Source organism: Streptomyces sp. NPDC025721, assembly GCF_055558595.1.
This window is the reverse complement of sequence record NZ_JBVHMF010000011.1, coordinates 201,835-225,858: the sequence shown is the minus strand read 5'-3', so window position 1 is coordinate 225,858 and position 24,024 is coordinate 201,835. Positions and strand designations below refer to the sequence as shown.

The 24,024-nt window shown below is 70.2% G+C and carries 19 protein-coding genes, 1 pseudogene and 3 CRISPR repeat arrays; of the genes and pseudogenes, 5 read left to right on the top strand and 15 right to left on the bottom strand.

Annotation, left to right across the window (positions count from 1 at the left end):
* Positions 1–90: 90 nt before the first annotated feature.
* Entirely contained in the window at positions 91–390 is a 300-nt protein-coding gene (locus ACZ4EF_RS18365) for a hypothetical protein (protein WP_355336556.1), read from the top strand.
* A 175-nt stretch (positions 391–565) separates the two neighbouring features.
* Here ACZ4EF_RS18365 and ACZ4EF_RS18360 read toward each other — a convergent pair whose 3' ends face one another.
* The 7 genes and pseudogenes from ACZ4EF_RS18360 to ACZ4EF_RS18330 all read right to left on the bottom strand — a co-directional run bounded on the left by ACZ4EF_RS18360 (position 566) and on the right by ACZ4EF_RS18330 (position 8,797).
* Positions 566–1,759, bottom strand: a complete 1,194-nt coding sequence (locus tag ACZ4EF_RS18360; protein ID WP_467348335.1) for a lipid-transfer protein — start codon at positions 1,757–1,759, stop codon at positions 566–568.
* Complete coding sequence (locus ACZ4EF_RS18355) at positions 1,756–2,157, bottom strand: MaoC/PaaZ C-terminal domain-containing protein (RefSeq protein WP_391042189.1); 402 nt, start codon at positions 2,155–2,157, stop codon at positions 1,756–1,758. The genes ACZ4EF_RS18360 and ACZ4EF_RS18355 overlap by 4 nt, the downstream gene beginning before the upstream one ends.
* On the bottom strand, positions 2,154–3,185 hold the full coding sequence (locus tag ACZ4EF_RS18350; protein ID WP_467505345.1) for a bifunctional MaoC family dehydratase N-terminal/OB-fold nucleic acid binding domain-containing protein: 1,032 nt from the start codon (positions 3,183–3,185) through the stop codon (positions 2,154–2,156). The genes ACZ4EF_RS18355 and ACZ4EF_RS18350 overlap by 4 nt, the downstream gene beginning before the upstream one ends.
* A gap of 90 nt (positions 3,186–3,275) precedes the next feature.
* On the bottom strand, positions 3,276–4,493 hold the full coding sequence (locus ACZ4EF_RS18345) for a ribokinase (protein WP_467505343.1): 1,218 nt from the start codon (positions 4,491–4,493) through the stop codon (positions 3,276–3,278).
* 148 nt (positions 4,494–4,641) lie between these two features.
* Positions 4,642–4,947, bottom strand: coding sequence for a hypothetical protein (locus ACZ4EF_RS18340; protein WP_355336560.1), 306 nt, complete (start codon positions 4,945–4,947; stop codon positions 4,642–4,644).
* Between the two features lie 617 nt (positions 4,948–5,564).
* A CRISPR array of direct repeats spans positions 5,565–7,181; the repeat unit is 29 nt; unit sequence GGGAACAGCCCCGCGGGCGCGGGGAGCAG.
* Between the two features lie 364 nt (positions 7,182–7,545).
* Positions 7,546–7,842 (bottom strand): annotated as a pseudogene (locus ACZ4EF_RS18335) (SCO3933 family regulatory protein); the annotation flags it as partial.
* 166 nt (positions 7,843–8,008) lie between these two features.
* Positions 8,009–8,797 (bottom strand): GntR family transcriptional regulator, encoded by a 789-nt coding sequence (locus ACZ4EF_RS18330; protein ID WP_467505341.1) that lies wholly within the window; start codon positions 8,795–8,797, stop codon positions 8,009–8,011.
* 106 nt (positions 8,798–8,903) lie between these two features.
* Between ACZ4EF_RS18330 and ACZ4EF_RS18325 the strand changes: the two genes are divergently transcribed.
* From ACZ4EF_RS18325 to ACZ4EF_RS18315, 3 genes are read left to right on the top strand one after another with little or no spacing between them, the layout of a single operon-like run.
* Positions 8,904–9,311, top strand: coding sequence for an NUDIX hydrolase (locus tag ACZ4EF_RS18325; protein ID WP_467505396.1), 408 nt, complete (start codon positions 8,904–8,906; stop codon positions 9,309–9,311).
* Between the two features lie 46 nt (positions 9,312–9,357).
* A complete protein-coding gene (locus ACZ4EF_RS18320; RefSeq protein ID WP_467505339.1) occupies positions 9,358–9,771 on the top strand; it encodes an ATP-binding protein in 414 nt (137 codons plus the stop codon).
* Positions 9,768–10,016, top strand: coding sequence for a hypothetical protein (locus ACZ4EF_RS18315; RefSeq protein WP_391042178.1), 249 nt, complete (start codon positions 9,768–9,770; stop codon positions 10,014–10,016). Before ACZ4EF_RS18320 ends, ACZ4EF_RS18315 begins: the two co-directional genes overlap by 4 nt.
* A gap of 310 nt (positions 10,017–10,326) precedes the next feature.
* A CRISPR array of direct repeats spans positions 10,327–11,575; the repeat unit is 29 nt; unit sequence GGGAACAGCCCCGCGGGCGCGGGGAGCAC.
* A 142-nt stretch (positions 11,576–11,717) separates the two neighbouring features.
* On the opposite strand, the gene cas2e is transcribed toward ACZ4EF_RS18315, so the two are convergent.
* From cas2e to ACZ4EF_RS18275, 8 genes are all read right to left on the bottom strand, one after another.
* Positions 11,718–12,086 (bottom strand): type I-E CRISPR-associated endoribonuclease Cas2e, encoded by a 369-nt coding sequence (gene cas2e, locus ACZ4EF_RS18310; protein WP_355336561.1) that lies wholly within the window; start codon positions 12,084–12,086, stop codon positions 11,718–11,720.
* A 10-nt stretch (positions 12,087–12,096) separates the two neighbouring features.
* Positions 12,097–13,050, bottom strand: coding sequence for a type I-E CRISPR-associated endonuclease Cas1e (gene cas1e / locus ACZ4EF_RS18305; protein WP_467505336.1), 954 nt, complete (start codon positions 13,048–13,050; stop codon positions 12,097–12,099).
* 3 nt (positions 13,051–13,053) lie between these two features.
* The gene (gene cas6e, locus ACZ4EF_RS18300; RefSeq protein WP_401718132.1) at positions 13,054–13,755 is read right to left on the bottom strand and encodes a type I-E CRISPR-associated protein Cas6/Cse3/CasE; all 702 of its coding nucleotides are present in this window, start codon (positions 13,753–13,755) and stop codon (positions 13,054–13,056) included.
* On the bottom strand, positions 13,755–14,450 hold the full coding sequence (gene cas5e, locus ACZ4EF_RS18295) for a type I-E CRISPR-associated protein Cas5/CasD (RefSeq protein WP_467505333.1): 696 nt from the start codon (positions 14,448–14,450) through the stop codon (positions 13,755–13,757). The genes cas6e and cas5e overlap by 1 nt, the downstream gene beginning before the upstream one ends.
* The gene (cas7e, locus tag ACZ4EF_RS18290) at positions 14,447–15,679 is read right to left on the bottom strand and encodes a type I-E CRISPR-associated protein Cas7/Cse4/CasC (protein WP_467505331.1); all 1,233 of its coding nucleotides are present in this window, start codon (positions 15,677–15,679) and stop codon (positions 14,447–14,449) included. Before cas7e ends, cas5e begins: the two co-directional genes overlap by 4 nt.
* A 93-nt stretch (positions 15,680–15,772) precedes the next feature.
* On the bottom strand, positions 15,773–16,474 hold the full coding sequence (gene casB, locus ACZ4EF_RS18285) for a type I-E CRISPR-associated protein Cse2/CasB (RefSeq protein ID WP_467505329.1): 702 nt from the start codon (positions 16,472–16,474) through the stop codon (positions 15,773–15,775).
* Complete coding sequence (casA, locus tag ACZ4EF_RS18280) at positions 16,474–21,162, bottom strand: type I-E CRISPR-associated protein Cse1/CasA (protein WP_467505394.1); 4,689 nt, start codon at positions 21,160–21,162, stop codon at positions 16,474–16,476. The genes casB and casA overlap by 1 nt, the downstream gene beginning before the upstream one ends.
* 1,075 nt (positions 21,163–22,237) lie before the next feature.
* A CRISPR array of direct repeats spans positions 22,238–22,632; the repeat unit is 29 nt; unit sequence GGGAACAGCCCCGCGCGGGCGGGGAGCAG.
* Between the two features lie 250 nt (positions 22,633–22,882).
* Positions 22,883–23,149 (bottom strand): hypothetical protein, encoded by a 267-nt coding sequence (locus ACZ4EF_RS18275; RefSeq protein WP_467505327.1) that lies wholly within the window; start codon positions 23,147–23,149, stop codon positions 22,883–22,885.
* Between ACZ4EF_RS18275 and ACZ4EF_RS18270 the strand changes: the two genes are divergently transcribed.
* Positions 23,111–23,809 carry a site-specific integrase gene (locus ACZ4EF_RS18270; RefSeq protein ID WP_467505325.1) on the top strand — a complete coding sequence of 233 codons (699 nt, stop codon included), beginning with the start codon at positions 23,111–23,113 and terminating at the stop codon, positions 23,807–23,809. The genes ACZ4EF_RS18275 and ACZ4EF_RS18270 overlap by 39 nt on opposite strands.
* The last annotated feature ends 215 nt before the right edge of the window (positions 23,810–24,024 follow it).

Below are 24,024 nucleotides of genomic sequence, written 5' to 3'. Positions count from 1 at the left end.
GATTGCTACGGTCACCCCGTCGCTATTTGCACCCACGCGAGCGGGGCCGCTTCGGCGTCGACCGCGTGGCCCAGTAGGGAGGACCTTCTCGTGCTCCGTGCTCGTATCGCCGCCGCGGGCGCCGCCGTGGCGCTGGCCGCCGCAGGGCTTGTCGCAGGCACCGCCCCGTCCGCTCAGGCGTCGACCCCGCCCACCCCATACATGTGCCCCTACTTCCTCAACGACGGCGCGCACGGTCTGTACGTGTGGACGTACGGGCAGGGCTGGCTGGTGTGCAGCTACAGCCCGCACGCCGAGCTGTCCTGTCGGTACAACGCGTTCAGCGGCGACGCCTGGTTCAACGCGCCGAATCCCGACTACTGCCCGACGCGCGCGATTCCGACGGCCTGACACGATTCCGGCGGCCGCCGACGGCCTGGGCCGGTCGGCCGCCACCCTTCCCTCCGGGGGTCCGGGACCCCGACCCCCCCGGGCCCCCGGACCTTCGGACCGTCGGACCTTCGGAACCCCGTGCCCCGCGCCCTGTGCCTGCCTCAGGCCCCGCACCCTGTGCCCTGTACCCGCCTCAGGCCCCGTCCGCCGACAGGATCAGGCCCGAGGTGGGGACGCCGGTGCCGGCCGTGACGAGGGCGTGGCCGACGGAGGCGACCTGGTTGACGCTGCTGCCGCGCACCTGGCGCACGGCTTCCGCGATGCCGTTCATGCCGTGCAGATACGCTTCCCCGAGCTGGCCGCCGTGGGTGTTGACCGGGAGGCGGCCGTCGATCTCCAGGCCGCCGTCCGCGGCGAAGTCCGCCGCCTCGCCGGGCCCGCAGAAGCCGAACTCCTCCAACTGCATGAGCACGAACGGCGTGAAGTGGTCGTAGAGCACCGCCACGTCGACGGCGGCCGGACCGAGGCCGCTCGTGCGCCACAACTGCCGTGCCACCACGCCCATTTCGGGCAGCCGGGCGAGGTCGTCGGCGTCCCGGTAGTAGCTGGTCATCTGCTCCTGCGCGCGCCCCGCGCCCTGCGCGGCGGCCGTGACGACGGCGGGTGCGCGCCGCAGGTCGCGGGCGCGCTCCGCGGAGGTGACGACGATCGCCTGGCCGCCGTCGGTCTCCTGGCAGCAGTCGAGCAGCCGCAGCGGCTCGACGATCCAGCGCGAGGCCGCGTGGTCGGCGAGGGTGATCGGGCGGCCGTGGAAGTACGCGGCCGGGTTGTTCGCCGCGTGCCTGCGGTCGGCGACCGCGACATGGCCGAAAACCGACGGTTCCAGTCCGTAGACGGACAAATATCGGTTTGCCGACATTGCCACCCATGAGGCGGGGGTGAGCAGACCGGGGGGCAGGTTGACGCCGAGCGCCGCCCCTTCCGCCGACGGCTCGCGCCCGAGGACGCCGGAGCCGAACCGGCGGCCGGAGCGTTCGTTGAAGGCCCGGTAGCAGACCACCACCTCCGCGATCCCGGTCGCCACCGCCATCGCGGCCTGCTGCACCGTCGCGCACGCCGCGCCGCCGCCGTAGTGCACGCGCGAGAAGAAGGACAGCTCGCCGATTCCGGCCGCCTGCGCCACCGTGATCTCGGGGCTGGTGTCCATGGTGAACGTCACCATGCCGTCGACGTCCCCGGGCGTCAGCCCCGCGTCGTCCAGCGCCGCCCGCACCGCCTCGACGGCCAGCGTCAACTCACTGCGCCCGGAGTCCTTCGAGAACTCCGTCGCCCCGATCCCGACGACGGCCGCCCGCCCGCCGAGCGCGTCCCGCCGCCGAACACTCATGACGCCTCCGGGAGTTGCGGGATCTGCACGGTGACCGTGCCGGTGACGTGCCGGCCGAGCGCGTTCACGCCCACCACCTCGACGGTCGCCGTCCGGTCCGCGACTGCCGTGACCGTACCCGTCAACTCCATCGTGTCTCCGGGGTAGTTGGGCGCGCCGAGCCGGATGCGTACCGCCGTCGTCACCGCGTCAGGGCCGAAGTGCGCGGCCACGTAACCGCCGACCAGGCCGTTGGTGGTGAGGATGTTCATGAAGATGTCGGGAGAGCCTTTGGCGCGGGCGAGTTCGGGGTCGTGGTGCACGTCCTGGAAGTCGCGCGTGGCCAGCGCCCCGGCGACGACGAGGGTGTGGGTGACGTCGATACGGCGGGGCGGGAGGGTGTCGCCGACGGCGGTCATGCGGGGGCCTCCGCTTCAGGGGTGGTGACCGTACTGTCGGGTTCCGTGTCGGCGGGTCCCGTGTCGGCGGGTCCCCTATCGGCGGGTTCCGTGTCGACGGCGCGGAAGGCCGGCACGGTGAGGTTGTCGTCCGCGTCCAGGAAGTCGAGCAGGACGGGCGCGCCGATCCGGACCTTGTCGTACGGGACGCCGATGACGTTCCCCAACAGCCGTACGCCCTCGGTCAATTCGACGAGCGCGACCGCGTACGGCGGATCGAAGGCCGGGAACGGCGGGTGGTGCATCACCACGTACGAGAAGACGGTGCCGGTGCCGGAGGCGGGGACGGTGTCCCAGTCGGGGGAACCGCAGGCGTTGCAGCCGGGGAGCCACGGCAGGCGCAGGGTGCCGCAGGCGGTGCAGCGCTGGATGAGGAGTCGGCGGTCCTCGCGGATGGCCTGCCAGTAAGCGGCGTTGTCGCGGTTGACGACCGGGCGGGGGCGGGTCGCGGACTTCGTACGTGCGGGGGCGGGAGCCGGGTCCCGCGCCGAAGTTGCCTGCACGGGTGCGTACTTGAGGATGCGGAAGCGGTGGGTGCCCGCGAGGACGCCGTCGGCGCGGACCTCGGTGCGGGTGGTGACGAAGTAACCGGCCCCGAGCTTGGTGGACTTGCGCGGGGAGACGGATTCGACGACCGCGTCGAAGGTGACCCGCTGACCCGGCCGCAGCGGCGCCACGTACTCCTGCTCGCAGTCGGTCGCCACGACGGCCGCGTAACCGGCCTCGTCCAGCCGTCCGAGCAGGTCGTCGTAGCCGGGAGTGCGTCCCTCGTGGCCGGACAGGCCGCCCATCGTCCACACCTGGAGCATGGTGGCGGGCGCGGTGCCGTCGGGGGGTACGGGGTGGCCGAGGGCTTCGCACCAGTGGCGGATCATCGGGGCGTTGACGGGGTCCTTGCCGATGCCGCCCGTGGCGGCCGGGGTGCCTTCGTAGCGGCGCAACTCGGCGTGGAGCGGGTCGTTTTCTGCCGTTCCGTCCGATCCGTCCATGGCGGCGTCGCCCTCCCTCGACAATCTGACTGTCCGTCAGATTCGGTCGGGAGGGCGGCTGTTGTCAATGGGCGTGCGGGGGTGGCGGGTTCAGGCCGGGGGCTCTTCCGTGCCGGGAGCGGGGGCGGGCCCAGGAGCGGGGGCGGGCCCGGGAGCGGGGGCGGGCCCGGAGGCGGGCGCGGGCCCGGAGGCGGGCGCGGGTCCGGGGACAGCGGCGGGGGCGGACTCTTGTGCGGGTTTTCCGCCCGGCCCGCGACCTCCCTCACTCTCGGCCAGAAGTTTTCCACAGGCTGTGGACGAAAGTTGGGCGCCGGATTCGCCGACCGCCGCCGCCCCGACGCGTACCGCCCAGCCCGCCGCCTCGACCAGCCCGTCCCCCTCCGCCAGCCGCCAGGCCAGCGCCCCGGTGAAGGCGTCACCCGCACCGGTCGTGTCGACCACCTCGACCGGGACGGCGGGCAGCCGCGTCGTACGCCCCCGAGGCGGCTCCGCGTCCGCGCGTACGTTTTCGCGTACGCCCGCACGCACGTCCCTGCTCACGTCTTCGCGTACGCCCCCGCTTACGTCCTCGCGCCCGCCCGCGCTTACGTCCTGGCGCTCGACGACGGTCACGCCCGCGCCGCCCAAGGTCACGACGGCGGACCGGACACCGAGCCGGAGCAGGTCACGCGGGTCGGCCTCCGCGGCAGAAGCCGCGCCGAGCAGGACGCGCATCTCGTGCTCGTTGACCACCAACGGGTCTGCGCAGGACAGGAGTTGACCCGACTCGGCATCGTCCCTGACGGCTTCGGGCGGTGAGGGGTTGAGCACCAGGCGAGCGCCGTGCCGCTCGGCCGCGCGGGCGGCGGCCCGTACCGCGTCCATCGGGACCTCGCACTGCGCGGACACCACGCGCACGGCCGGCCCGACCGCGGCGGTCACTTCGGCCGCCGTGAGCGCGGTGTTGGCGCCCGGTACGACCACGATCGCGTTCTCGCCGTCGGCCGCGACCGTGATGAGCGCGATGCCGGTGGGCACCGTCTTCTCGGTGCCGAGCGCGGTCGTGTCCACGGCGGCGGACCGCAGTTCGGCGGTGAGCCGTTCCCCGTACGCGTCCGCCCCGACCCGCCCGCAGAAACCCACCCGCGCGCCCAACCGGCCTGCGGCGACAGCCTGGTTGGCTCCCTTGCCGCCCGCGTGCACGGCCACGCCCGACGTACCGAGCACCGTCTCGCCGGGTGCCGGGTGGCGGTCGACCCTGACCACCAGGTCCGCGTTGGCCGACCCCACCACCAGCAGCGTCACGCCGTCCGCCGTACTCCTGCCCACCGTTCACCGTCCTCGCCGTTCCCCGCTTCGATCATCCTGCCGTGGAACGCGTGCGCGCGGCGGCACATGGCGTGCCGCCGCGCGTACGCGTCACCGGTCAGGAGTGGCGGGGCGCCCCCTCACGCCGCCGCCGAACCCGCGGCGCGGGTCACCAGAGCTGCGCGAAGTGGATGCTGACGTTGTCCTGGTGGATGGCGGTGAAGCCGGAACCGGCCACGCTCGCCGTGTTGTTCTGGTTCGACGCCCCGGCCCCGGTGGCCGCCTGCTGCGTCGTCGTCACATTGCCGAAGTTGCCACCCCCCACGTTGCCGCCGGAGTTGCTCACCACCGTCGCGTTCGAGTGGCCACCCGCGAACGCGCCGTCGTCTGCCGAGGCCGTGCCGGCGAACAGCACGGCCGCCAGCGGCAGTGCGGCAACGGCGGCCAGGGCACGGACGGTACGGATGCTTGCCATGGTGTTCCCTCCAAGGGGACATGTTGCGGGACTAGTTGAACTGTCCGGACTTGTGGAAGCCCGGTCCGATCCGGAGCACCGCGGTTGGCCGACCGCGGTGCCGTCTTGCTTCTTCGAGCGGCGTCGCCGAGACCAGAGTTGCCCACCCCACCCCTCCCGAACCCGCCCCTCCCCCTCTTTTCCCCCGCAAGCGTGACGATCTGTCGACAAACCCCCCATCCCCCACCTTTCCCCCACCAGCACCCCCCACCCCCTCCACCCCCCAGTCCCCCCAAGCGCCAAAACGTTCCTGCCCCTTTTCAGCCATTTTCCGATCACCACCAGAAACCGACGGCACAGGGAGCGCGACGGACACACAAAAGGTGGGGCCGGCTCCCGATCGCATCGAGGCCCGACCCCACCTGCATGTTCACTACCTACCGCGGAGGCTGTGGGATTTGAACCCACGGTGACATCGCTGCCACGACGGCCTTCAAAACCGCTCGGCCATACAGACTCGCGCCGCTTCCTTCCTACGAAGAGCCTGGCCCTTCCTCTCAAGAAGACGACGCCCCGACCACAGGTCGCCCACACGCATGACCGCGACACGGGCGCAGAACCAACGCCCTCCCACCCCGAGCAGCAGCCCCGCGGGCGCGGGGAGCACGTGAACGTGGGCGCAGGAGCGTCGGCGGCACGGGGAACAGCCCCGCGGGCGCGGGGAGCAGATCTCGACTTGGTAGACGGTGGTCTCGGTGTAGGGAACAGCCCCGCGGGCGCGGGGAGCAGCGACCCACAGACGCCTCAACTCCCCGGCCCTGTGGAACAGCCCCGCGGGCGCGGGGAGCAGCGGCACGCCCCTCCAGATCGGCAGCGGTGCCACGGAACAGCCCCGCGGGCGCGGGGAGCAGGGCCTGGTGGTCACGCTCCCGGCGAAGGGCACGGGAACAGCCCCGCGGGCGCGGGGAGCAGCCTTCCGTGGCGGATACGACCTGCGCCTCATGGGGAACAGCCCCGCGGGCGCGGGGAGCAGCACGACCCGCTCGGGCGCCTGGCGCAGGAGGAAGGGAACAGCCCCGCGGGCGCGGGGAGCAGGAGGTGTCGCCCGTGCTGGGGTCGTGCACGTTGGGAACAGCCCCGCGGGCGCGGGGAGCAGTGCCTACTCCGTCATCACGGAGCCGGTCTCCTGGGAACAGCCCCGCGGGCGCTGGGAGCATCGGATGGACACGGCGGTCCCCCTTCTGTGTGGGGGAACAGCCCCGCGGGCGCGGGGAGCAGAACCACCCGTGTTGGAGACGGGCGCTCTTCCAGGGAACAGCCCCGCGGGCGCGGGGAGCAGGATCGCGGGCATGTTCGGACAGGACGCCATCCTGGGAACAGCCCCGCGGGCGCGGGGAGCAGGCATCGGACAGGTCCGGGGTCATGTGACTCAGGGGAACAGCCCCGCGGGCGCGGGGAGCAGAGCTTCACCGACACCGACGCGCCCCTGGGCACGGGAACAGCCCCGCGGGCGCGGGGAGCAGACCGGTTCGGCGCGGATGACCTTGTTCGCGTAGGGAACAGCCCCGCGGGCGCGGGGAGCACACGTTCCCGGCCGCATCCATGTCGACGGCGAGGGGAACAGCCCCGCGGGCGCGGGGAGCAGCTGCTGGTGCGCACTGTCAGGGTGCACGGGGCGGGAACAGCCCCGCGGGCGCGGGGAGCAGGAGGCCCTGCAAGTCGGCCGCTACCACGAACGGGGAACAGCCCCGCGGGCGCGGGGAGCAGTTGGGCAACTGCCCTGGACGCGGCGCACTTCGGGGAACAGCCCCGCGGGCGCGGGGAGCAGACGGGTCCACATTGAGGACGGGCACGGACCGCGGGAACAGCCCCGCGGGCGCGGGGAGCAGGCGCGCTCGCGACCCGGTCCGCGCTGACGAACGGGAACAGCCCCGCGGGCGCGGGGAGCAGAGGCTGTCCCAACTGGCCACCGGCCTGGTCGAGGGAACAGCCCCGCGGGCGCGGGGAGCAGTCCGCTCCGGCGGCCACGGCGGCGGCGCCGCAGGGAACAGCCCCGCGGGCGCGGGGAGCAGGCGCTTTCGGGTCTCGGGCTTGTCGGGTTCGGGGGAACAGCCCCGCGGGCGCGGGGAGCAGCTGGGCGTACGCGGTACCGGCGAGCGGAGACAGGGAACAGCCCCGCGGGCGCGGGGAGCAGCCGCTGTGGGCGTACAGCCAGGCCACGCACATGGGAACAGCCCCGCGGGCGCGGGGAGCAGAGTAAATGACCTGAGGCTTTACTGGGTTCGGCGGCCGATTTTACTCACTTGATGAGATTCGGACATACCTTCCTTATCGCAATAGTCTGCCAATGTGCAGGCTGGAGGTACGGCTCCACAACATCCTGAGCATCCATCGCCGCCCCTGGGGCCACGAACGGCCAAGGGGATGCAAGGACGGAAGGCCGCGCACCACGCTCAGGTGCTGGCGTTCTTGTCACGGCGGGCTGGCGGAAGCAGGAGGTGAACCAGTACGCGGCCGGTTGCTCAACCCGCAGGTAGGCGGTGCCCCCGCCAACAGCCGTGACGGCACCACCCACCTCCACCAGCGTCATCAGGTCCGACATCGGACTCAGACCCCCACCTGGGGGGTGAACGTGCTCTCCCACGGCCGGGCCACCAGTCCCGGCAGCGCGACCGGCGCACCGAGGGCCAGCCCCTCGCCCACACCGCTCTGCGGGATGGTCACCTTCACCAGCGAGGACTCCCCGTCCCCGACGTGGACCACGCCGACCGTCATCAGCGGCTCACCGCTGTTCGCGTCGGTGGCGATCTCCCCGGTCTGCCGGTCCTTGATCTTCGTCTCCGGAGCTTCGGTCAGCAGGATCGTTGCCGCCGATGTCTCCACACGGATGGAACGCGACGCTTTCCCTTCACTCATGACAGCTAGTCGTCTAGACAAGCGTCGCCTAGTGCACCCGAAGAACCGGGCACGAGAACCACTGTGCCGCACAACCTGGCTACTCGTCTATATGAGTTTGCCGAGAAGGCGTACGAGTCACGAGAGTTGGGCCGCCCCCGCCCGTGTCGCGCACCGTCCGCCCAGGTCACGTGGCCGGAAGCTGGTACGCCAGCACGTACGCATCCGCCGCCATCACCGTGTCGCAGACTTCAACGGCACGCCCCTCGGTGTCGAACGCCGTGCGGACCAAATAGATCACCGGCACGCCGGACGCGAGCTGAAGCGTCTTGACCTCGCTCGGGGCGGGCATCCGGGCGCGGATCTCCTCCTCAAAGTGGTCGAGGCGGTGGCCGAGTTCTTCGAGTCGGGCGTAGATGCCACCGGGACCGGGGTTCGGCTCGGCGATGGGAGTCCCACGGGCCAGGTCCAACGGGAGGTACGACGTCGCGAACTCGACCGGGCGGCCGTCGAGGAGATAGCGGCGGCGCCGGGCCAGTACGCGACGGGGGCCACCGAGCCGGGTGGCGATGTCCTGGCTCGGCCGTTCTTCCTTGATCTCCAGGCTGTCCACGGTGGGGTGACTGCCCGCACCGTCAGCCTCCACGATGAACGCCGACTTGCCCTGCTCGCGGTGCCGGCGGGCGAAGCGGTCCGAGGCGAGCCGCCGCACGGGCGGGCGGGGCCGTACGAAGACGCCCTTGCCGTGCTCGGAGACCACCAGGCCCTCGCCCTGGAGGACGGACAGCGAGTTCCGTACGGTCATCCGCGAGACGCCGTAGTGCTCGACCAACTCCGTCTCGGAGGGCAGCTTGTCGCCCTCGCCGAACTTGCCCCTGTCGATCGCTTCTCGCAACTGGTCGGCGATCTGGCGGAACACCGCGCGGTCGCTCGTCGGGTCCAGCGTCCCCAGGACGCCGGAGGGAAGAACGGGCATGTGTACTCCTTTGGATATCTAGACGAGTGGCCGACCTTCGTTGCTACGGTGGGCAGCCTAGCCACCCGAGAGGATGAGGCACGTGCCGATCGAGCGCCCGCACTCGGTGAGCGTCGCCGGGGTCATCGTCGATGACGCCGGTCGCGCCTTGCTGATCAGGCGGCGCGACAACGGTCACTGGGAACCGCCCGGCGGAGTCCTGGAGGCGGGGGAGACCATCCCCGACGCGCTCCAGCGCGAGGTCCTGGAGGAGACCGGCGTCAAGATCGCCGTACCCGCCACCCTCACGGGGGTCTACAAGAACATGACCGGCTTGATCGTCTCGCTCGTCTTCCGCTGCGAGGCGATCGACGGCGAGCCCTCCACCGGCACCGAGACCAGCGCCCTGCGCTGGGTCACCCGATCTGAAGTCTCCGAACTCGCGGACGAGGCGTACGCGATCCGCGTACTCGACGCCCTGGACGCGATGTCTCCGCCGGCCGTGCGCGCGCACGACGGCGTCAAACTCGTCTAGCTCAAACCGTTCGCACATGGCCGCCCATCAGCAGAAAGTAGCTTGTATGCACGAGTATATGAGTAGGCCGCGAGTCTGGGGACTGACGTGCCCAGGTTCACCCGAAGAAGTTGGCCGCGTACGCCGCTGGACCCGCGATGTGCTGCGCGATTCTCCTTACGCGAACGACGCGACGCTCATCGTCACGGAGCTGAGTGCGAACGCCGTGCTCCACACCGCCAGCGGGGGCACGGGAGCGTTCCACGTCAGCCTCGCCGTCTCCCCCGCCGTCGTCTCCATCTCGGTGACCGACTCAGGGGGCACGAAGAATGCCCCGACCGTCGAGCACCCCGACGCCGAGGACACCCACGGCCGCGGCCTGGCCATGGTCACCGCCGTCGCCCACCACGTCGAGACTCGCGGCGCCCCGCACGGCCACACCGTGACCGCCCACCTCACCCACGTCGAGGACGCCTCATGACCCCCGGCCGACCGTCGACAGCGGCGCCCGCTGCCCACAGCCTGTGGACGATCGCCCGCATCCAGAACACCTTGAGCAACGAAGTCCTGATCCGCCGCTTCCTCCTGGACCTCACCCACGCCCCCGAGCACGAAGTGATGAACGTCTTCACGGCCTGGCAGAAGGTCGCGGCGGCGATCGAGCAGCACTCGCCCGAAGCGCCGGCCTTACCCGCATCCGGCCGACCGGCCGGGGAAGGACGGTGACCCATGAGCGGAGCAACGCCGGAACGCACGAGCGCGGGGTCCGGCGCAACGAGCCGGGGCGACGGACAGCCGACGTGGACCATCACCACGACCATCGGCTACACCGCGACCGGCTACCTGCCCGCGTCGGCGAGAGACGACCCGAGTGCCACCGACGTACCGCCCCAGCGGTTCGCCACCGAGCTGGCCGACATCACCCACCACCAGGCGTTCTCTGGCCAACTCATGACGGTTTCCGTCACCGACGCACCCGGCACAGAGACCGGCGCGGGGAGCACGGACCAGTCACCGGCCCCCGCGCGGTCGCGTCGGGAACAGCCCCGCGGGCGCGGGGAGCACAACCGGAGGCAACCGTGCCTGATCCGGAAGAGGGGAACAGCCCCGCGGGCGCGGGGAGCACAACAAGACGGTCATGGGCACCGCTCAGGTCCCGGGAACAGCCCCGCGGGCGCGGGGAGCACGCGGGGCAGACCTCACGGCAGTCCTGCGCCTTGGGAGCAGCCCCGCGGGCGCGGGGAGCACAACAAGACGGTCATGGGCACCGCTCAGGTCCCGGGAACAGCCCCGCGGGCGCGGGGAGCACTCCACGGGCATTGACCGCTCCACCTATCAGAGGGGAACAGCCCCGCGGGCGCGGGGAGCACTTCGGCCCCGCCGCGGACGAACTGGTCGAGACGGGAACAGCCCCGCGGGCGCGGGGAGCACGCGCTGTACAGGCGGATCGGGTGCGGCGTGCAGGGAACAGCCCCGCGGGCGCGGGGAGCACCTGCCCGGGAGCACGCTGCACTGCGGCCTGTGGGGAACAGCCCCGCGGGCGCGGGGAGCACGCGCAGACCTCGCGCAGCGCGGTGGGCACGCTGGGAACAGCCCCGCGGGCGCGGGGAGCACCGGGGATCTCCTCGGTTGGGTGGATCGGGTCAGGGAACAGCCCCGCGGGCGCGGGGAGCACCAGTCGAGGCGGAGGAGCGCGCCGGGGGCACGGGGAACAGCCCCGCGGGCGCGGGGAGCACGCCCCCTTGCAGACCGTCAGGCCGTCGAACTCGGGAACAGCCCCGCGGGCGCGGGGAGCACGTCCCGATGAACGAGGCTGTCCTGACCAACGTGGGAACAGCCCCGCGGGCGCGGGGAGCACAACAGGGAGACCGACCCGAGCACGAGCATGGAGGGAACAGCCCCGCGGGCGCGGGGAGCACTCAGACCACGACCGGCCGATACGAACTCAAGGGGGAACAGCCCCGCGGGCGCGGGGAGCACCCCATCATGGCCGCAGCCGCATAGTCGGGAACGGGAACAGCCCCGCGGGCGCGGGGAGCACCTCAAGCAGGGTGCGGACGTGAAGGTGCTGTGGGGAACAGCCCCGCGGGCGCGGGGAGCACTACGCGGCCATCGCCGACCTGCCCTCGCGCCAGGGAACAGCCCCGCGGGCGCGGGGAGCACCGCTTCTTCGCCCAGTTGGTGAAGACGCCGACGGGAACAGCCCCGCGGGCGCGGGGAGCACACCGGCAGCGCGATCCTCGCCGCCTACGCCGTGGGAACAGCCCCGCGGGCGCGGGGAGCACAGTGTTTGGCCTGGTGTTTTGGAACGGCCAGCCCCGGATTTTACTTAAGTTGAGAGATTCGGACATATCGCCTCGATGTCCCCGTCGCTCCCGCGCCGCGCACGGCGCGGCGCGGGTTCCGCGCCACCGCATCGCGCACCCCTCAGCTTCCGCCGCCGAAGCGGCGGCGCTTCGCTGCCTTGCTCCAACCGGTGGTGGGTGGGGAGGCGGAGGAGCGGGAGGAGTCGGAGCGGCGGCCGGGGTGGGGGCGGTGGATGAGAGTGAGGCCCTCGTGGTCGATCGGGTGCCAGGCGTGGTCGTGGGTCTTGAAGGTGTAGCCCTGCTCGGTGTCGGTTTGGTAGGCGAGGAGGGCACGGCCCTGGTTGGCGTATTGGCGGACCTCGGCCCAGAGGACGTCGCGAAGACGGGCGGACGGGGTGCCGAGGAAGACGCCCGGGGAGATCTCCAGGAGCCAGCGGGTCAGGAAGCCACGGAGACCGGCCGGGCAGTTGGTGAGGATGATGACGGTCACGGGGATGCCCTCACCAAACGATCTCGGAGTCGTAGTTGCGGCCGCTCTCGACTTCGACGCCGTGGTCGGACTGGAGACTTACGCGGTCGCCTGCCGCGGTGTCCGAATCCTCCCGCACGGCGTCGTAGCCCAGCAGGTCTTTGATGTCCTGTACGCAACGCTCCAGCAGCCGCGTTCTGTTGACCCGGTCCCGGACGGCCCGCCGCGTTCGGGACGCCACGTCTTCCGGTCCTTCCGCCGCCGCGTCGAAGGCCGCGGGAATGCCCACCGAGGTCTTGTAGAGGTCGGCGATATCGAGGACGAAGGAGCGTTCGTGACCCGAGTGCACGAACCCGAGGCCCGGCGAGCAGCCGAGGGCGGCGACGACGGCGTGCGCGATGCCGTACATGCACTGAGCGGCAGCGGTGACACCCTGGTTGGGCGGGTCACCAGCCGCGAAGTCGTCCCGGTTGTACTCACGGCGGCGCCACGGAACGCCGGTGCGTTCGGATTCGGCGCGGTAGCACTGGCGCAGGCGGCGCCCCTCCATGCCGAGGAGTTCCTGGCGCGTCTTGCCCGCCGGGTTTTCGTCGGGGAACCGCAGACGGTACATCGCGCGGGCGACGTCCAGCCGTCGCCGCGGATTCGCCCACGCGAGAGCCTGGGCCTCGACCAGTCCGGAGGAGCGGGTCAGAGCGCGCCCGCCCGCGTAAAAGCGGACGCCGTGCTCCCCGACCCAGACGACGCCCGCCCCGCAGTCGCCGAGGACGCTCATCGCCTGGTGGGTGATACGCGTGCCGGGACCGAGCAGCAGCGTGCCGATCGTGGCGGACGGTATGTGTGTCACGCCGTCGGCGCTCTCGGCCGTGATGGCGTTGTCGTCACGGTGGACGACGCACCGCTCCAGGTAGATGAAGGACAACCGGTCCCCGATACGGGTGAGTTCGCGCGGCGTGGCGGCGCCGCGCCTGCCGACCGTGCTCATCGGTCAGCCCACCGGAGCAAGGGTCATCAACCCGCACCCGTACGCCTTCGCCTTGCCCAGACCCTGGGTGAGGGTGCGGCGCAGCGCGTCCGGGTCGGTCACCGTGAGCCGGCCGTCGTACGTGATCGAGGTGAGGGAGACGGTGCGGCGCTCGGCTGCTTTTGCGAACCGCAGGTCCCGCTTGTCCCGGAGGACGAGCTGGAGTTCGTCGCCGTACTCCAACAGCCTTGTCTCGGGCGGCTTTTCGACGACGGCGAAGCCCGATGAGGCCTGCCGCTCCAGCAGCCACGCCTTCTGATGGCGGGCGGTGAGGTGCGCGGTGCGCTTGCGTTGCTCGTCGTCCGTGCGACGGATGGAGTGCACGGGGTTGGCGGTGAGCCGGAAGGTCCACGTACTCCCGACGGACAGCCGGGCGAGGAAGGCCCCGTAGTCGTACGTCTGCCAGCCCGGTGTGTCCGAGGCGGCGGGCCAGCCGGCCTGTTCCACCAGATGTGTCAGGTCAGGACGGGTGGGGCTGACGACGAACAGCACCACTTCGGCGGCCGAGTTGCGGTCGACGCGCCAGAGCACACGCGGCCCTGAGCCGTCTCGGACGGGCAGTTCGGGGAACGCCATCGCGACGGCGGCGTGCATCCGGTGCGGCGAACCGAGCAATGCGCGGCCGTCACGGCGGGCGGTGTTGAGGCGAAACCGGGTCATAAACATCACACGGCTCCCAGGGTCGACGTCGGATCGTGAACAGAGGCGCGCTCGACAGACGGGTTCGGAACCCAGTCCGCCACCACACCGCGCAGCCCGTAACGCCGGTGCCGCGGGTCGAAGCTGACCGGCGCGTCACGGAAGCTCTGGTCGGGGGACGTGCCGGGCGGGCAGTCGAGCAGCAGCGCAAGCTCGCGCGGCGTGCCGTGACGATGCCGGTACCAGCCCGATGCCTGCCAGGGCACCTCTCCCAGCGCCGTCACGATGTCCGCGTCGTCGCACACACCCAGGTCGAGCGGCTGGGACGGTGGGCACGAGCGGCGTCCCAGATACGGCAGCCACACCGGTGCCCGTACGGCCGCGTTCAAGCGCCCGATCAGCGCGGGTTCCCCCTCGACCGCCGCCACGAATACGGCGTCGGCCAGGTAGAAGCGCTCCGACAACGGCATCGCCTTGTACGTGTCGAAGTGGTGGGCGGTCTGGAAGTCCCTGATACGCGTGCCGGGTTGATCGATGCGGACGCCGTAGCGCAGCTCCGTCAGATCGCTGAGGTCGGCATCGCGTTCCCTGCCCTCGGCAGCGGCCAGCAAGCCGAGTACGCCGCTCTTGGTGGGGGCGTTCTCGGTGGTGCGGCGGGCGAATCGCGCGGCTGAGCCCCATGCCTGCAATGGACCGGCCAGGCGCAGCAGGAGCACGCTCACGCGCCGGACTCCCGCCCTGCGGAATCCGCCGTGCCATGGATCAACCGCTCAGCCACCGACTCGCCGATCGACGAGACCAGTTCGGGAATGCTGATGCTCTCGCCAAGGGCGGCGAGCGGCCCGGTTCCCTCGCCCACCCGCACAAGCCAGGTTCCTTCGTCGCCCGCGATGCCGTACGCCGCTTCCAACTCCGGTACGTGAGCGGCCAGTCGGCGGCACGCCTCCTCGACGAAGCCGTCCTCGCGGCGCTTCGGGGCGACGGCTCGCTCGAAGGCCGCCACAAAGCTGACGGGCCGCTTCGAACGGAGTTTGACGAGGACGACGCTCGGCAGCGTGTGATTGCCGAAGGTGTTGACCTTGCCGCTGGGCAGAGACGTGATGAAGCCCTCCAGAAACGCCTCGACGGCGCGACGGGTCGGAGCCGCCGCGTGCTCTTCCTCGCGCAGTCCCGCGCCGAGGTTGGCATGCAGGCGGTCGACATCCAGAGCCGCATAACGGTAGAGCGTCGCGGAGTTGAAGTCGATGACGCCGATCATGCCCGCGCCGGGTTCCGCGCCGGTGTTCCGGTCGTCCACGGCCGTGTAGTAGTCCGATTCGTTGTCGACGGCATGCACGCTCAGGGCGTGGGCGACCTGGGTGGCCGCCTCGACGTTGAGTCCGGCATCGTCGGCGACCATTCGGCCGAAGAGTGCGATGTCGACCGAGTGGCGGGTGTCCACCAGGTGCTTGGCGAGAGCCTTGTTGTCCTTGTCCTTGAAGAAGCCCTTGAGGACGGCGACATCGCCCTTGCCTTCGCTGCCCTTGAGGGCGAGTTCCGCGAGCGCGTCGAGCTGGCGGGCGCTGAGGAACATCAAGTACGACGCTTCCGGCGCTGGTTCGGGCTCGCCCTCCTTGGCCTTGCGCTTGGGCGGATCGATCTTCGAACCAGTGGCGGTACGCAGCGTCTCGGCGGCCAGCGCGAGCGCGGCCGTACGGTCGAGGGCCGGCTCGTGCGCGAGGATCCGCTCCGCGACCGCTTCAGCGACCTTCTTGGTTCGCACGCCCAATTCTGCAGGGTCAACGAGGTCGTCGAACGCCTTTCGTGTGGCCCGCTTCCAGGCCTGGCTGGAGACCCGGGCCCGACGGACACCTCCGTAGACCGCGGTCTTGGGCGATCCGGTGTCGTCGCGGTTGATGTTGCTCGGCGGAACGGTCTGAAGAATGTGCACGTCGATGATGGTTCGGGTCACGGTCCTGAGTCCTGTCGCATGGAAGTGCGGATGAGTGTCTGAGGGAACGTCAGAAGCCAGCAGCGCGTTTGGCGTTGCCCGGCGTGCGCGCTTTCAGTCCTTTGGCGTTCGGCGGCCGGGCACCACACCCGCCGCGTGGAAGTCCCGGCCCCATGTCCTGCGGACGTCGGCTTGGGCCGAGGGCCGCTGCCAGCGGTAGAGCTGATCGGCCAGGAGCGCGTAGTCGAGCGGAATGGAGTTCTTCCGAAGCAGCAGGACGATCTCCCGCAGGCGCTGGGCGAGGACATCGAGGGTGGTGGCGGTGCCGACCCGCACGAACCGTCGGCGGATCACCTCGTCGATCTCCGGTTCGGAAGGCACAGGGACCGTTGATGCCGGGGCCGGACCGCCCACTGTCCTGACGGCCGCGGGCACCATCAGCAGGCGCACGGACCGGCCGAGCCCGTAACCGGGGACGTGTGTGTCGGTGTCGCGGTGGGACTGCTGGTGCAGGGCCCACAAGGTGACCGCCATGTTCAGCGCCTCGTCCGCTCGCTCCTCGTCAGGCCGTTGTACGGTGCCGGTCGCGGATTCGGCGATGACGAGAGCGAGTTCCTCCGTGCCGGTCAGTCCCCAGAGGTCCTGTACGTCGTAGGCGGGACGGCCGACGCCGCGCCGCAGCCTGGCCACGGTCGCGACCGCTGCCGGCCGGTCGTTTCGGTAGCCGCCTTGGAGCCTGCGGATGCAGCGGTCGGTCGCTGTGCCAATGAGGTCGTATCCGCGGGCGCCGGACGGGTTGGGGACGGTTGTGGTCATCACGCGGGCTCCGTTGCTGCGTCTGCTGCGTCTTGTGTGCCGGCCGCGTAGTGAGCGACGAGCACTGTTTCCTCACCGGACTCCGCACCGCCCGAGCCGATCGCGGCGCCGGTGGGCGCGACAGACGGACTCGGCGCCAACGGCAGGACTTTCCTCAGCTTCACCAGGAACCACAGTTCGGCCTGTGCGTCATTCAGCCAGCGTCGGCCATTGCCGTCCGGCAGGTCCACGTACCGTCCCTCGGCCGCCGCCGGCCCCGCGTCGTTGAGGAGTTCTCGCCCCAGGGCGCGGATCGTCGTACCGACCGTCCGCTGCCACTGACCGCGGTACTCCTCAGGGTCGGAGATGTTCCGCAGGCCGCTGAGCCACGCCCGGTACGGGCTGTCCAGCGCGGCGAAGCCGAGGTCACGGGCTGTGGCCGTGACCGGTCCCAGGTCGGAACCGGCTGCCTGGGCGAGGTTGCCCGCGAGGTGGCCCAGCGCCCTCACCGCGTCATCGGCGTCGGCGACGGCAGCGACTGCGACTTTCCCGTAGAGGGGTCGCTCCGCGTGAAGCGCGACGACCGGGAGCAGGATCTCGTCGTCCGTGATCTCGTCGATGACCGACTGCTGTGTGCCGTACTTGGCCCCGACGATCCGGGTGCGCAGCAGGCCGAGTCGCGGCAGATACTCCTCGTAGGTGAGCCGGGCAAGCCACTGGACGACTCCGGGCGGCAGAGTGCGCTCTGCTCTCTGCCGCTGCTCGGCGCCTTCCCTCCCCCGGCCCTTGTCACCGAGAAGAGCGGCGAGACCGCGCCACGCCGCGCGGCTCGGGTCGTGCTGGCTCGGCATGAAGACTTGAGGCTCGCCCCACTTCTTCGCCTGAGTCGGACTGTCGCGCCAGGCGGTCATGGGTTCGCGCCGATGCCGGTTGCGCACGGCGAAGGGGTCGCCGTAGCAGAGGACGACACCCGTCACCTCGCCGTCGCCGTGGTGCAGACGGATGCGTCGGCTCTGCCAGGTGTAGAGGTCACGAGGGCCGGACGGGCGGGGGTCGTCGGGGTTCGCCGCGATCGGCTGCGGGCCGAGGGGAGGTCGGCGCCATACGGGCCTGTCGTCCGTGTGGACCTGGAGGAAGTCGTTGTCCGCAGAGATCAGATTGAGCAGCAGGGTTTCCTTGAGGGTGTCGCCTTCGGCGAAGACGCCGCCGAGGTTCCCGGCCCAACCGACGCCCAGAGCACCTGACGGGTAGCCCTTGCCGCCTTTCGCCCTCGGATCGTCAACGGCTCCCGACTTGATCCCAGACGTGTCGAAAGCGTGAGTGTGCACGAGCCAGCGCGCCGCCTCGGCGAATCCGAGCCGATCGGGACCGGGTTGACGCATGCTGAAGAAGGGATCGCCGTTGGGAACGTCGGCGACGATTCTGCTCAGTGGACCGATGTCGTTCTTCTCCGTGTGCAGACCGGCGACTTGGAGGAACGGCTGCTGAGGATGGAGCAAATCGAATCGGTCGCGATACCGGTCGAGATACTCCGGTACCGCGGTGAAGGGCTCGTCGGACTCCCACAGTTCACCCCAGTCCTCGATCTCTCGCGGGCCGTCCACGGCGTCGTGCAGAACGGCGAGCAGTAGTCGAATCAGGGCGAACTCCTGCGTCGGTACGTCGCCGACGATCCGCCGCAGCCCGGCAGCCTCTGCGAAGACGTCGCGCAGGGACATCTCGTCCGTCGTCCCGTCCAGTCGCTGCACGGGAATCCAGGGCCGGGACACCAGGTCGAATGAGGGCACTCCGTCTACCACCCTTACGTCGTGGGCACCTTCCGGCACCACGAGAAGCCCGTCGGACGGGCTGTAGCGGACCTCGGCACCGACCAGCCGGGCTCGGCGGTCCTCGTCGAGGACCAGGAACAACTCCCCTGCCAACCAAGGGCTTTCCTTCACCTGCCAGGCCGCAGGACAGAATTTCTCCAACTCGCGGATCGTCCGGTCGATCACCCAGGATTTGGAGAAGTGCCAGGGGAGGTTCAGCGCACTCGCGGCGGCGGCGCGGGCCGCTCTCCCCTGCGGTACGGCGTGCTCGGGCAGGTCGAGTCCGCCCCTTGCCTTGTCCAGCCACGGCAATGTGGTCAGCGTTCCGTCGCTTCGCCTCTGGATCACGAGGACTTCGAGCGTGTCGTCGGTGTCGCGTACCTGGGCGCGTCCTGCCGCGGTGTCGTCGGCGTCGCCGACTCCGGCGTCGATCCAGCCGATGATCGGTCGACCCGCGCGGCGTACGGGACCGAGCCGGAATGCCTCGGCCCGGTCGGACTTCTCGGCCAGGAGCGCGCGGTAGGCGACTCTGGCCTGCGCCATCTTTGCGGCCCAACTGTCCGGGCCGAGCCGATCATCGCCATACGCCGCCTGTACGAGTGGGCTGATGTCCTCGGGCAGACGTAAGGGGCGCCCTTCCACGTGCGGCCGGAGGACGGCAAGCGAGCGCAGCAGCAGGTGTTCTCCGTCGTAGACCTTGACCGAGCCGCGGGCGATCTCCGGCGGATCCTGTGCCCAGTCGGCTATGCCGGTGATCAGGCAGCGCGCGTCCCGGAGGCGAGGGGGGCGCGGTCGGTCGTGCCGGTGGAGCCGACCCATCCGCTGCAACATCAGGTCGACCGGGGCAAGGTCGGTGACCAAGAGATCGAAGTCGAGGTCGAGGGACTGCTCGACAACCTGGGTCGCCACGACGATGTGCGCGCCTTCGGGGCGTCTGCTCCTGGGGCCGAAGCGGTCGAGCAGCTCAACATCTTTGCGGGCCCGGTCGGCGGCGACGAAGCGCGAGTGGGCGACCGTGACCCGCTCCTCACCGAAGCGCTCCCGCAGCCGCCCCGCCGCTTCCTGCGCGCGGTCGACGGTGTTACGTACCACCAGTGCGCAACCGCCTTGGCTGAGTTCGTCCTCCAAGCGGTCGACCAGGATGGTCACGTCGTCGTCGAGCGGCTGAACATGGACGTCGGTGCGGCGGCCGGACGCGGCGGGAGGCCGCCGGACCACGGTGGGGCCGCCGGGCGAGACGGCGGTCAGCAGTGGATACGTCCCGGCGGACGCTGCGGCGGACGTGTCGCCGGACCGGTCGGCCTCGGACACGGGGTGACCTGCGTACGCTTCGGCGAGCGCCCGGCGGCGGCCGGCGGGCAGGGTCGCCGACAGCAGCACGACCGGAACCCGGTATGCGGCCAGCCATTCCAGCACACGTTCCAGGTACGTGCTCATGTAGGCGTCATAGGCGTGGACTTCGTCGATCACGACGACCTTGCCCGCCAATGCGAGGTGGCGCAGGGCCAAGTGGCGACTCTTCAACGAGCCGAACAACACCTGGTCGATCGTCCCCACCGCGAAGGACGCGAGCAGCCCCTTCTTCCGTCCACGTAGCCACTGGTGGGCCTGGAGTCCGGAAGGACGACGTCGTTGCCGGGCGTTGGGGCCGTCGAACTCGTCCCCGCCGTCGAGATCGACCGCCGCGACCGTGCGGGCACTGCGGCTGGCGAGGCCCGCCCAGGTGTCGTTGAGCGCGGACTTGGCATGGGCGAGAAAGACGGACTGCGGCCCGTCGGACGACAGTCGGCCGATCCAGTCGATCAGCCGGGCGAACATCGCGTCGCCGGTCGCCCGCGTGGGCAATGCGATCATGCAACCGCCCGCCCCGGTGCGCGCGGCCAAAATTTCTGCCGCCGCGAGAGCCGCCTCCGTCTTGCCCTCACCCATGGGTGCTTCGATGATCAACAGGCCGTGCGGTTCCATTTCCCGCGCGATGCCGACCGCCTGTTCCTGCACGGGGCGGACGGACGCGCCCTGCGGTAGGTCGAAGCGCGCGGCGAACAAGTCGGCTGCTGTACCCGCCGGTTCGTCCGGCTCCCAGGGGCCGGGAAGGTCGAGGCCCAGCCAGGCCGCCTCCAACCGTTCCGACTGCGACCGCCGCGTCCCCTCCGCCGTGATGTACGGAAACAGGTCTGCCGAACTGGCGATCCAGTCCGCGAGAATCACGATCGCGGTCAGCGTGACCTGGACCGGCTGGGAGAGCTTCACCGACTTCCACGCGCTGAAGTCGTCCTCACGGATGCCCGCCACCTCCGCGCAGGCGGCCATCAGCTCGAACTGCACGGCCTTCCAGCGCGATTCGTTCTTCCCCCGCGTACGTATCAGCTCAGGATGCAGCGCGAGATCGTGAAGGCGCTGGTGCCCTGGCGGCACACCATGGTGGCCGCCGATCACCACGGCGAACTGTCCGCTGACCCGGTTGGACCACCCGTGCCTCTCATTGAGCCACTCACTCAACAAGAGCTGACCGGCCAGCCCGTGGGGGCCCAACTTGCGGTCCTCCCTGAGCCGTTCGAACGACGGCATGTCGAGACCGTGGTCCCGCATGACCTGCGCGAGCGGATCGACCTGGCACGCGAAGGCCGGCGTGGCCTTCCCGATGTCATGCACCCCGGCCAGCCACCCCACCAACCGCCGCCCGTCCTCCACCCCTCCGGGCAGCGCCTCCCCCACCAGCGCCTTCACATTCCCCGGCAGCCACGCATCCCACAACCGGCAGGCCACAGCCCCGCTGTCCGCCATGTGCCGCCACAACGGCAGCCACCCATCGGTGTCCCGATCATGCTTCCCCCACGCGCTCCGCGCCGCGACAGAGAGGGAGAAGGCAGACCTCAGGAGTGCTATTCGAGGCTGAGCCATCGGCATATTCGACACCGTCGATCCCCGTCCGACAACACCATTGCGCAAGTTGACCAATAGTGATCACCGGTGCCAACGATTCTTCACCCACGGCTGTCCGATGGTAGATGTTTGATCGAACCCGTCACTTGCCGTGTGTGCGGTGAGTCGAAGCTACTCACCGCACACACAAGGTGTCCTTAGAACCGCACCGGCGACCAGGATGATCGGTATGCTCGCGGCATTACCAGGATGACCTGGATCACGAACACGAACACGAGCACCGCGACGCGAAGCCACGCCCCGACGGGCAGGGAGGCACCGCCTCCCGTAACCACCAGTGTTACAAGACCACTTGGCACATCCACCGGCTGGACAGTGCGGGGCGGCCTGCTTTGTCGACGGTTTGCTAACATACAGTTCTTCCTTTCTGCAGGTGCTACTTCAGGGGGAAGGACATGACCGGGCTCGTGCCTCCGCTGGAACGGATCGCACACATGGGCCCGGTCATTTTTTGACGAAGAGCATGCTCTCCTGGAGCACGCCTCTCGCTCTCGCCTCGCCAACGGTGTTGTGCTGACGGGTCGTTGGACGCGTAGCAGCAATGACGAGCCGCACGCGCACACCGCACGCATTTGAAGGTGGCACTCACTGCCTTTTACGCCTTTTACACAGGGAGGTCCGCCTTGTTCTACCTGTACCTGGTTAATTGACCTCAGCGAACCCTGATTGCTCGGCATAGATCTACTGAAACCGCGTGCCGCCTGCACGCCTCCCAGGGCACGGATCCCGGCACGGACCCAGGTAGGGGCCAACGCCGAGGGTCTAACCAACAGGGACGCGAGTCTTGACCCGACCTCCTGTCGCACGCTGCCGGTGCGCGAGATGCAGACCTACGGAGCAACCCTCATAAGACCGACGCCGAGTAGAGCGTCGAGCGTCGACAGGCTGAGGCGCCGCCCAGTTGCCGCCATCAAGTCCGACAAGCCAAGTTTGCGCCGCACAGCGGAAGTTCTCGATGCAGACCGACCCGGCTGAATAACCCCACGTGTGTGGGGAGCACTACAAGAGGTTCGCCGTGATCGGCCTGCACCTGGGGTTCAGCCCCGCGCGGGCGGGGAGCAGGTGGCACAGGAGCCGGAGGCGGAGTGGCCCGAGGGAACAGCCCCGCGCGGGCGGGGAGCAGGTCCTCGGCACGTCCCTCGACGACGGCTACAAGGGAACAGCCCCGCGCGGGCGGGGAGCAGGGCGCCAAGGCCGCCGCGAACGCCACCGCGAAGGGAACAGCCCCGCGCGGGCGGGGAGCAGGCACCCGGCGGGGTATCCCTCCAGGCTGCTGAGGGAACAGCCCCGCGCGGGCGGGGAGCAGCTCCGGGGCCACGAGCCGGACGAACTGCTGCTGGGAACAGCCCCGCGCGGGCGGGGAGCAGGGGTTGGCCACATTCCTGATCGCCGTCGGCGTGGGAACAGCCCCGCGCGGGCGGGGAGCAGAGTGAATGACCTGGGGCTTTATTCGGTTCGACGGCCAATTTTACTCACCTGCCGAGATTCGGACATATATTCTTTATTGCAATAATCTGCCAACACTCAGGCACTTCGCCACCAGGCCAAGACTTGCCCGCTCTTCGACACAGCAACGTGCAGGCGGGGAGCGAGCCCCACGACATCCTTAGCATCCATTGGCCACCCAGGGACCATGGACGGCCGAGAGGACGCAAGGAAGGAGAGCCCCGCATCGCCCTCAGGTGCCGGCGTTGTTGTCGCGGCGGGCCGGGGGGAGGAGGAGATCACGGGCGGGGTGGGCTTCGCCGTTGACATTGCCCGAGACTCCGAGGTCCACGCGGGCGGCCTCGTGGAACGCGTTGATGGCGCGGAAGGTGGCGCGGTTGCGGTCGCGCCAGGCTTCCAGGGTGTCCGGGGTCTTGCCGGTGGCCTGCCAGTCGACGGCGAGGGCAGCGGCGTTGAGGTCGTGGGCGGCCTCAACGACGTCGTCACCGCCCAGAAGCATGATGCGTTCGAAGGCGCGGCCCCGGGAACGGGAAGCGGCGGCCACGTCGGCGAGCATCTCGAAGCGTTCTTCGGCTGCCTCTACTACGCCTCGACACGACCCTCCGAAGCCGCAGCACTCGGCGAAACAGGGTGCCTCCTCCCCGACGAGGAGGACGAGGATGCCTGGGGCGAACTCGTCCTCTCCGAGTCACGGCCCGAAGTCGGATCGGGCTGGACCGACGACGGGCAGCCGTACGAGAAGCGCGGACTCAAGCGCCGTGCACGCAAGGCGACCAAATCGGTGCCGATTCCGCCGGTCCTCGTCCGCATGTTCCGCGAGCACATCAGGACGTACGGCACCGCTCCGGACGGCCGGCTCTTCCGCGCTGTCGGCGGCGGGCGCGTACGTTCCACCGAGTACACCGAGATGTGGCAGGCGGCGCGGGGAAAGGTGCTCTCCGCCGAGGAGTTGGAGACGCCGCTCGCCGAGGTGCCGTACTGCCTGCGGCAGGCCGGCATCTCCTTGTGGATCAAGGCGGGCGTCGACCCGGTGGAGGCCGCACGGCGGGCCGGGCACAGCGTCGCCGTGCTCTTTCGCTTCTACGCGAAGATCCTTCGCGGCGTGCAGGACCGGGCCAACGAGCTGATCAGCCAAGCACTCGCTGACCAGGCGGGATAGCGGAGCGTAGTCCGCAGAAGGGGTCGCGAAACCTGACCACAGGTTGACCACACGCACTGGTCATCGGCGGGATTCGGTGACACACGAGCGGGACGCACAACAGGTGGGGGGGGGGGGGGGGGGGGGGGGGGGGGGGGGGGGGGGGGCGGGGGGGGGGGGGGTGGGGGGGGGGGGGGGGGTTGCGCGCCGCGCCACCTCACAGCGCCACCAGCCGC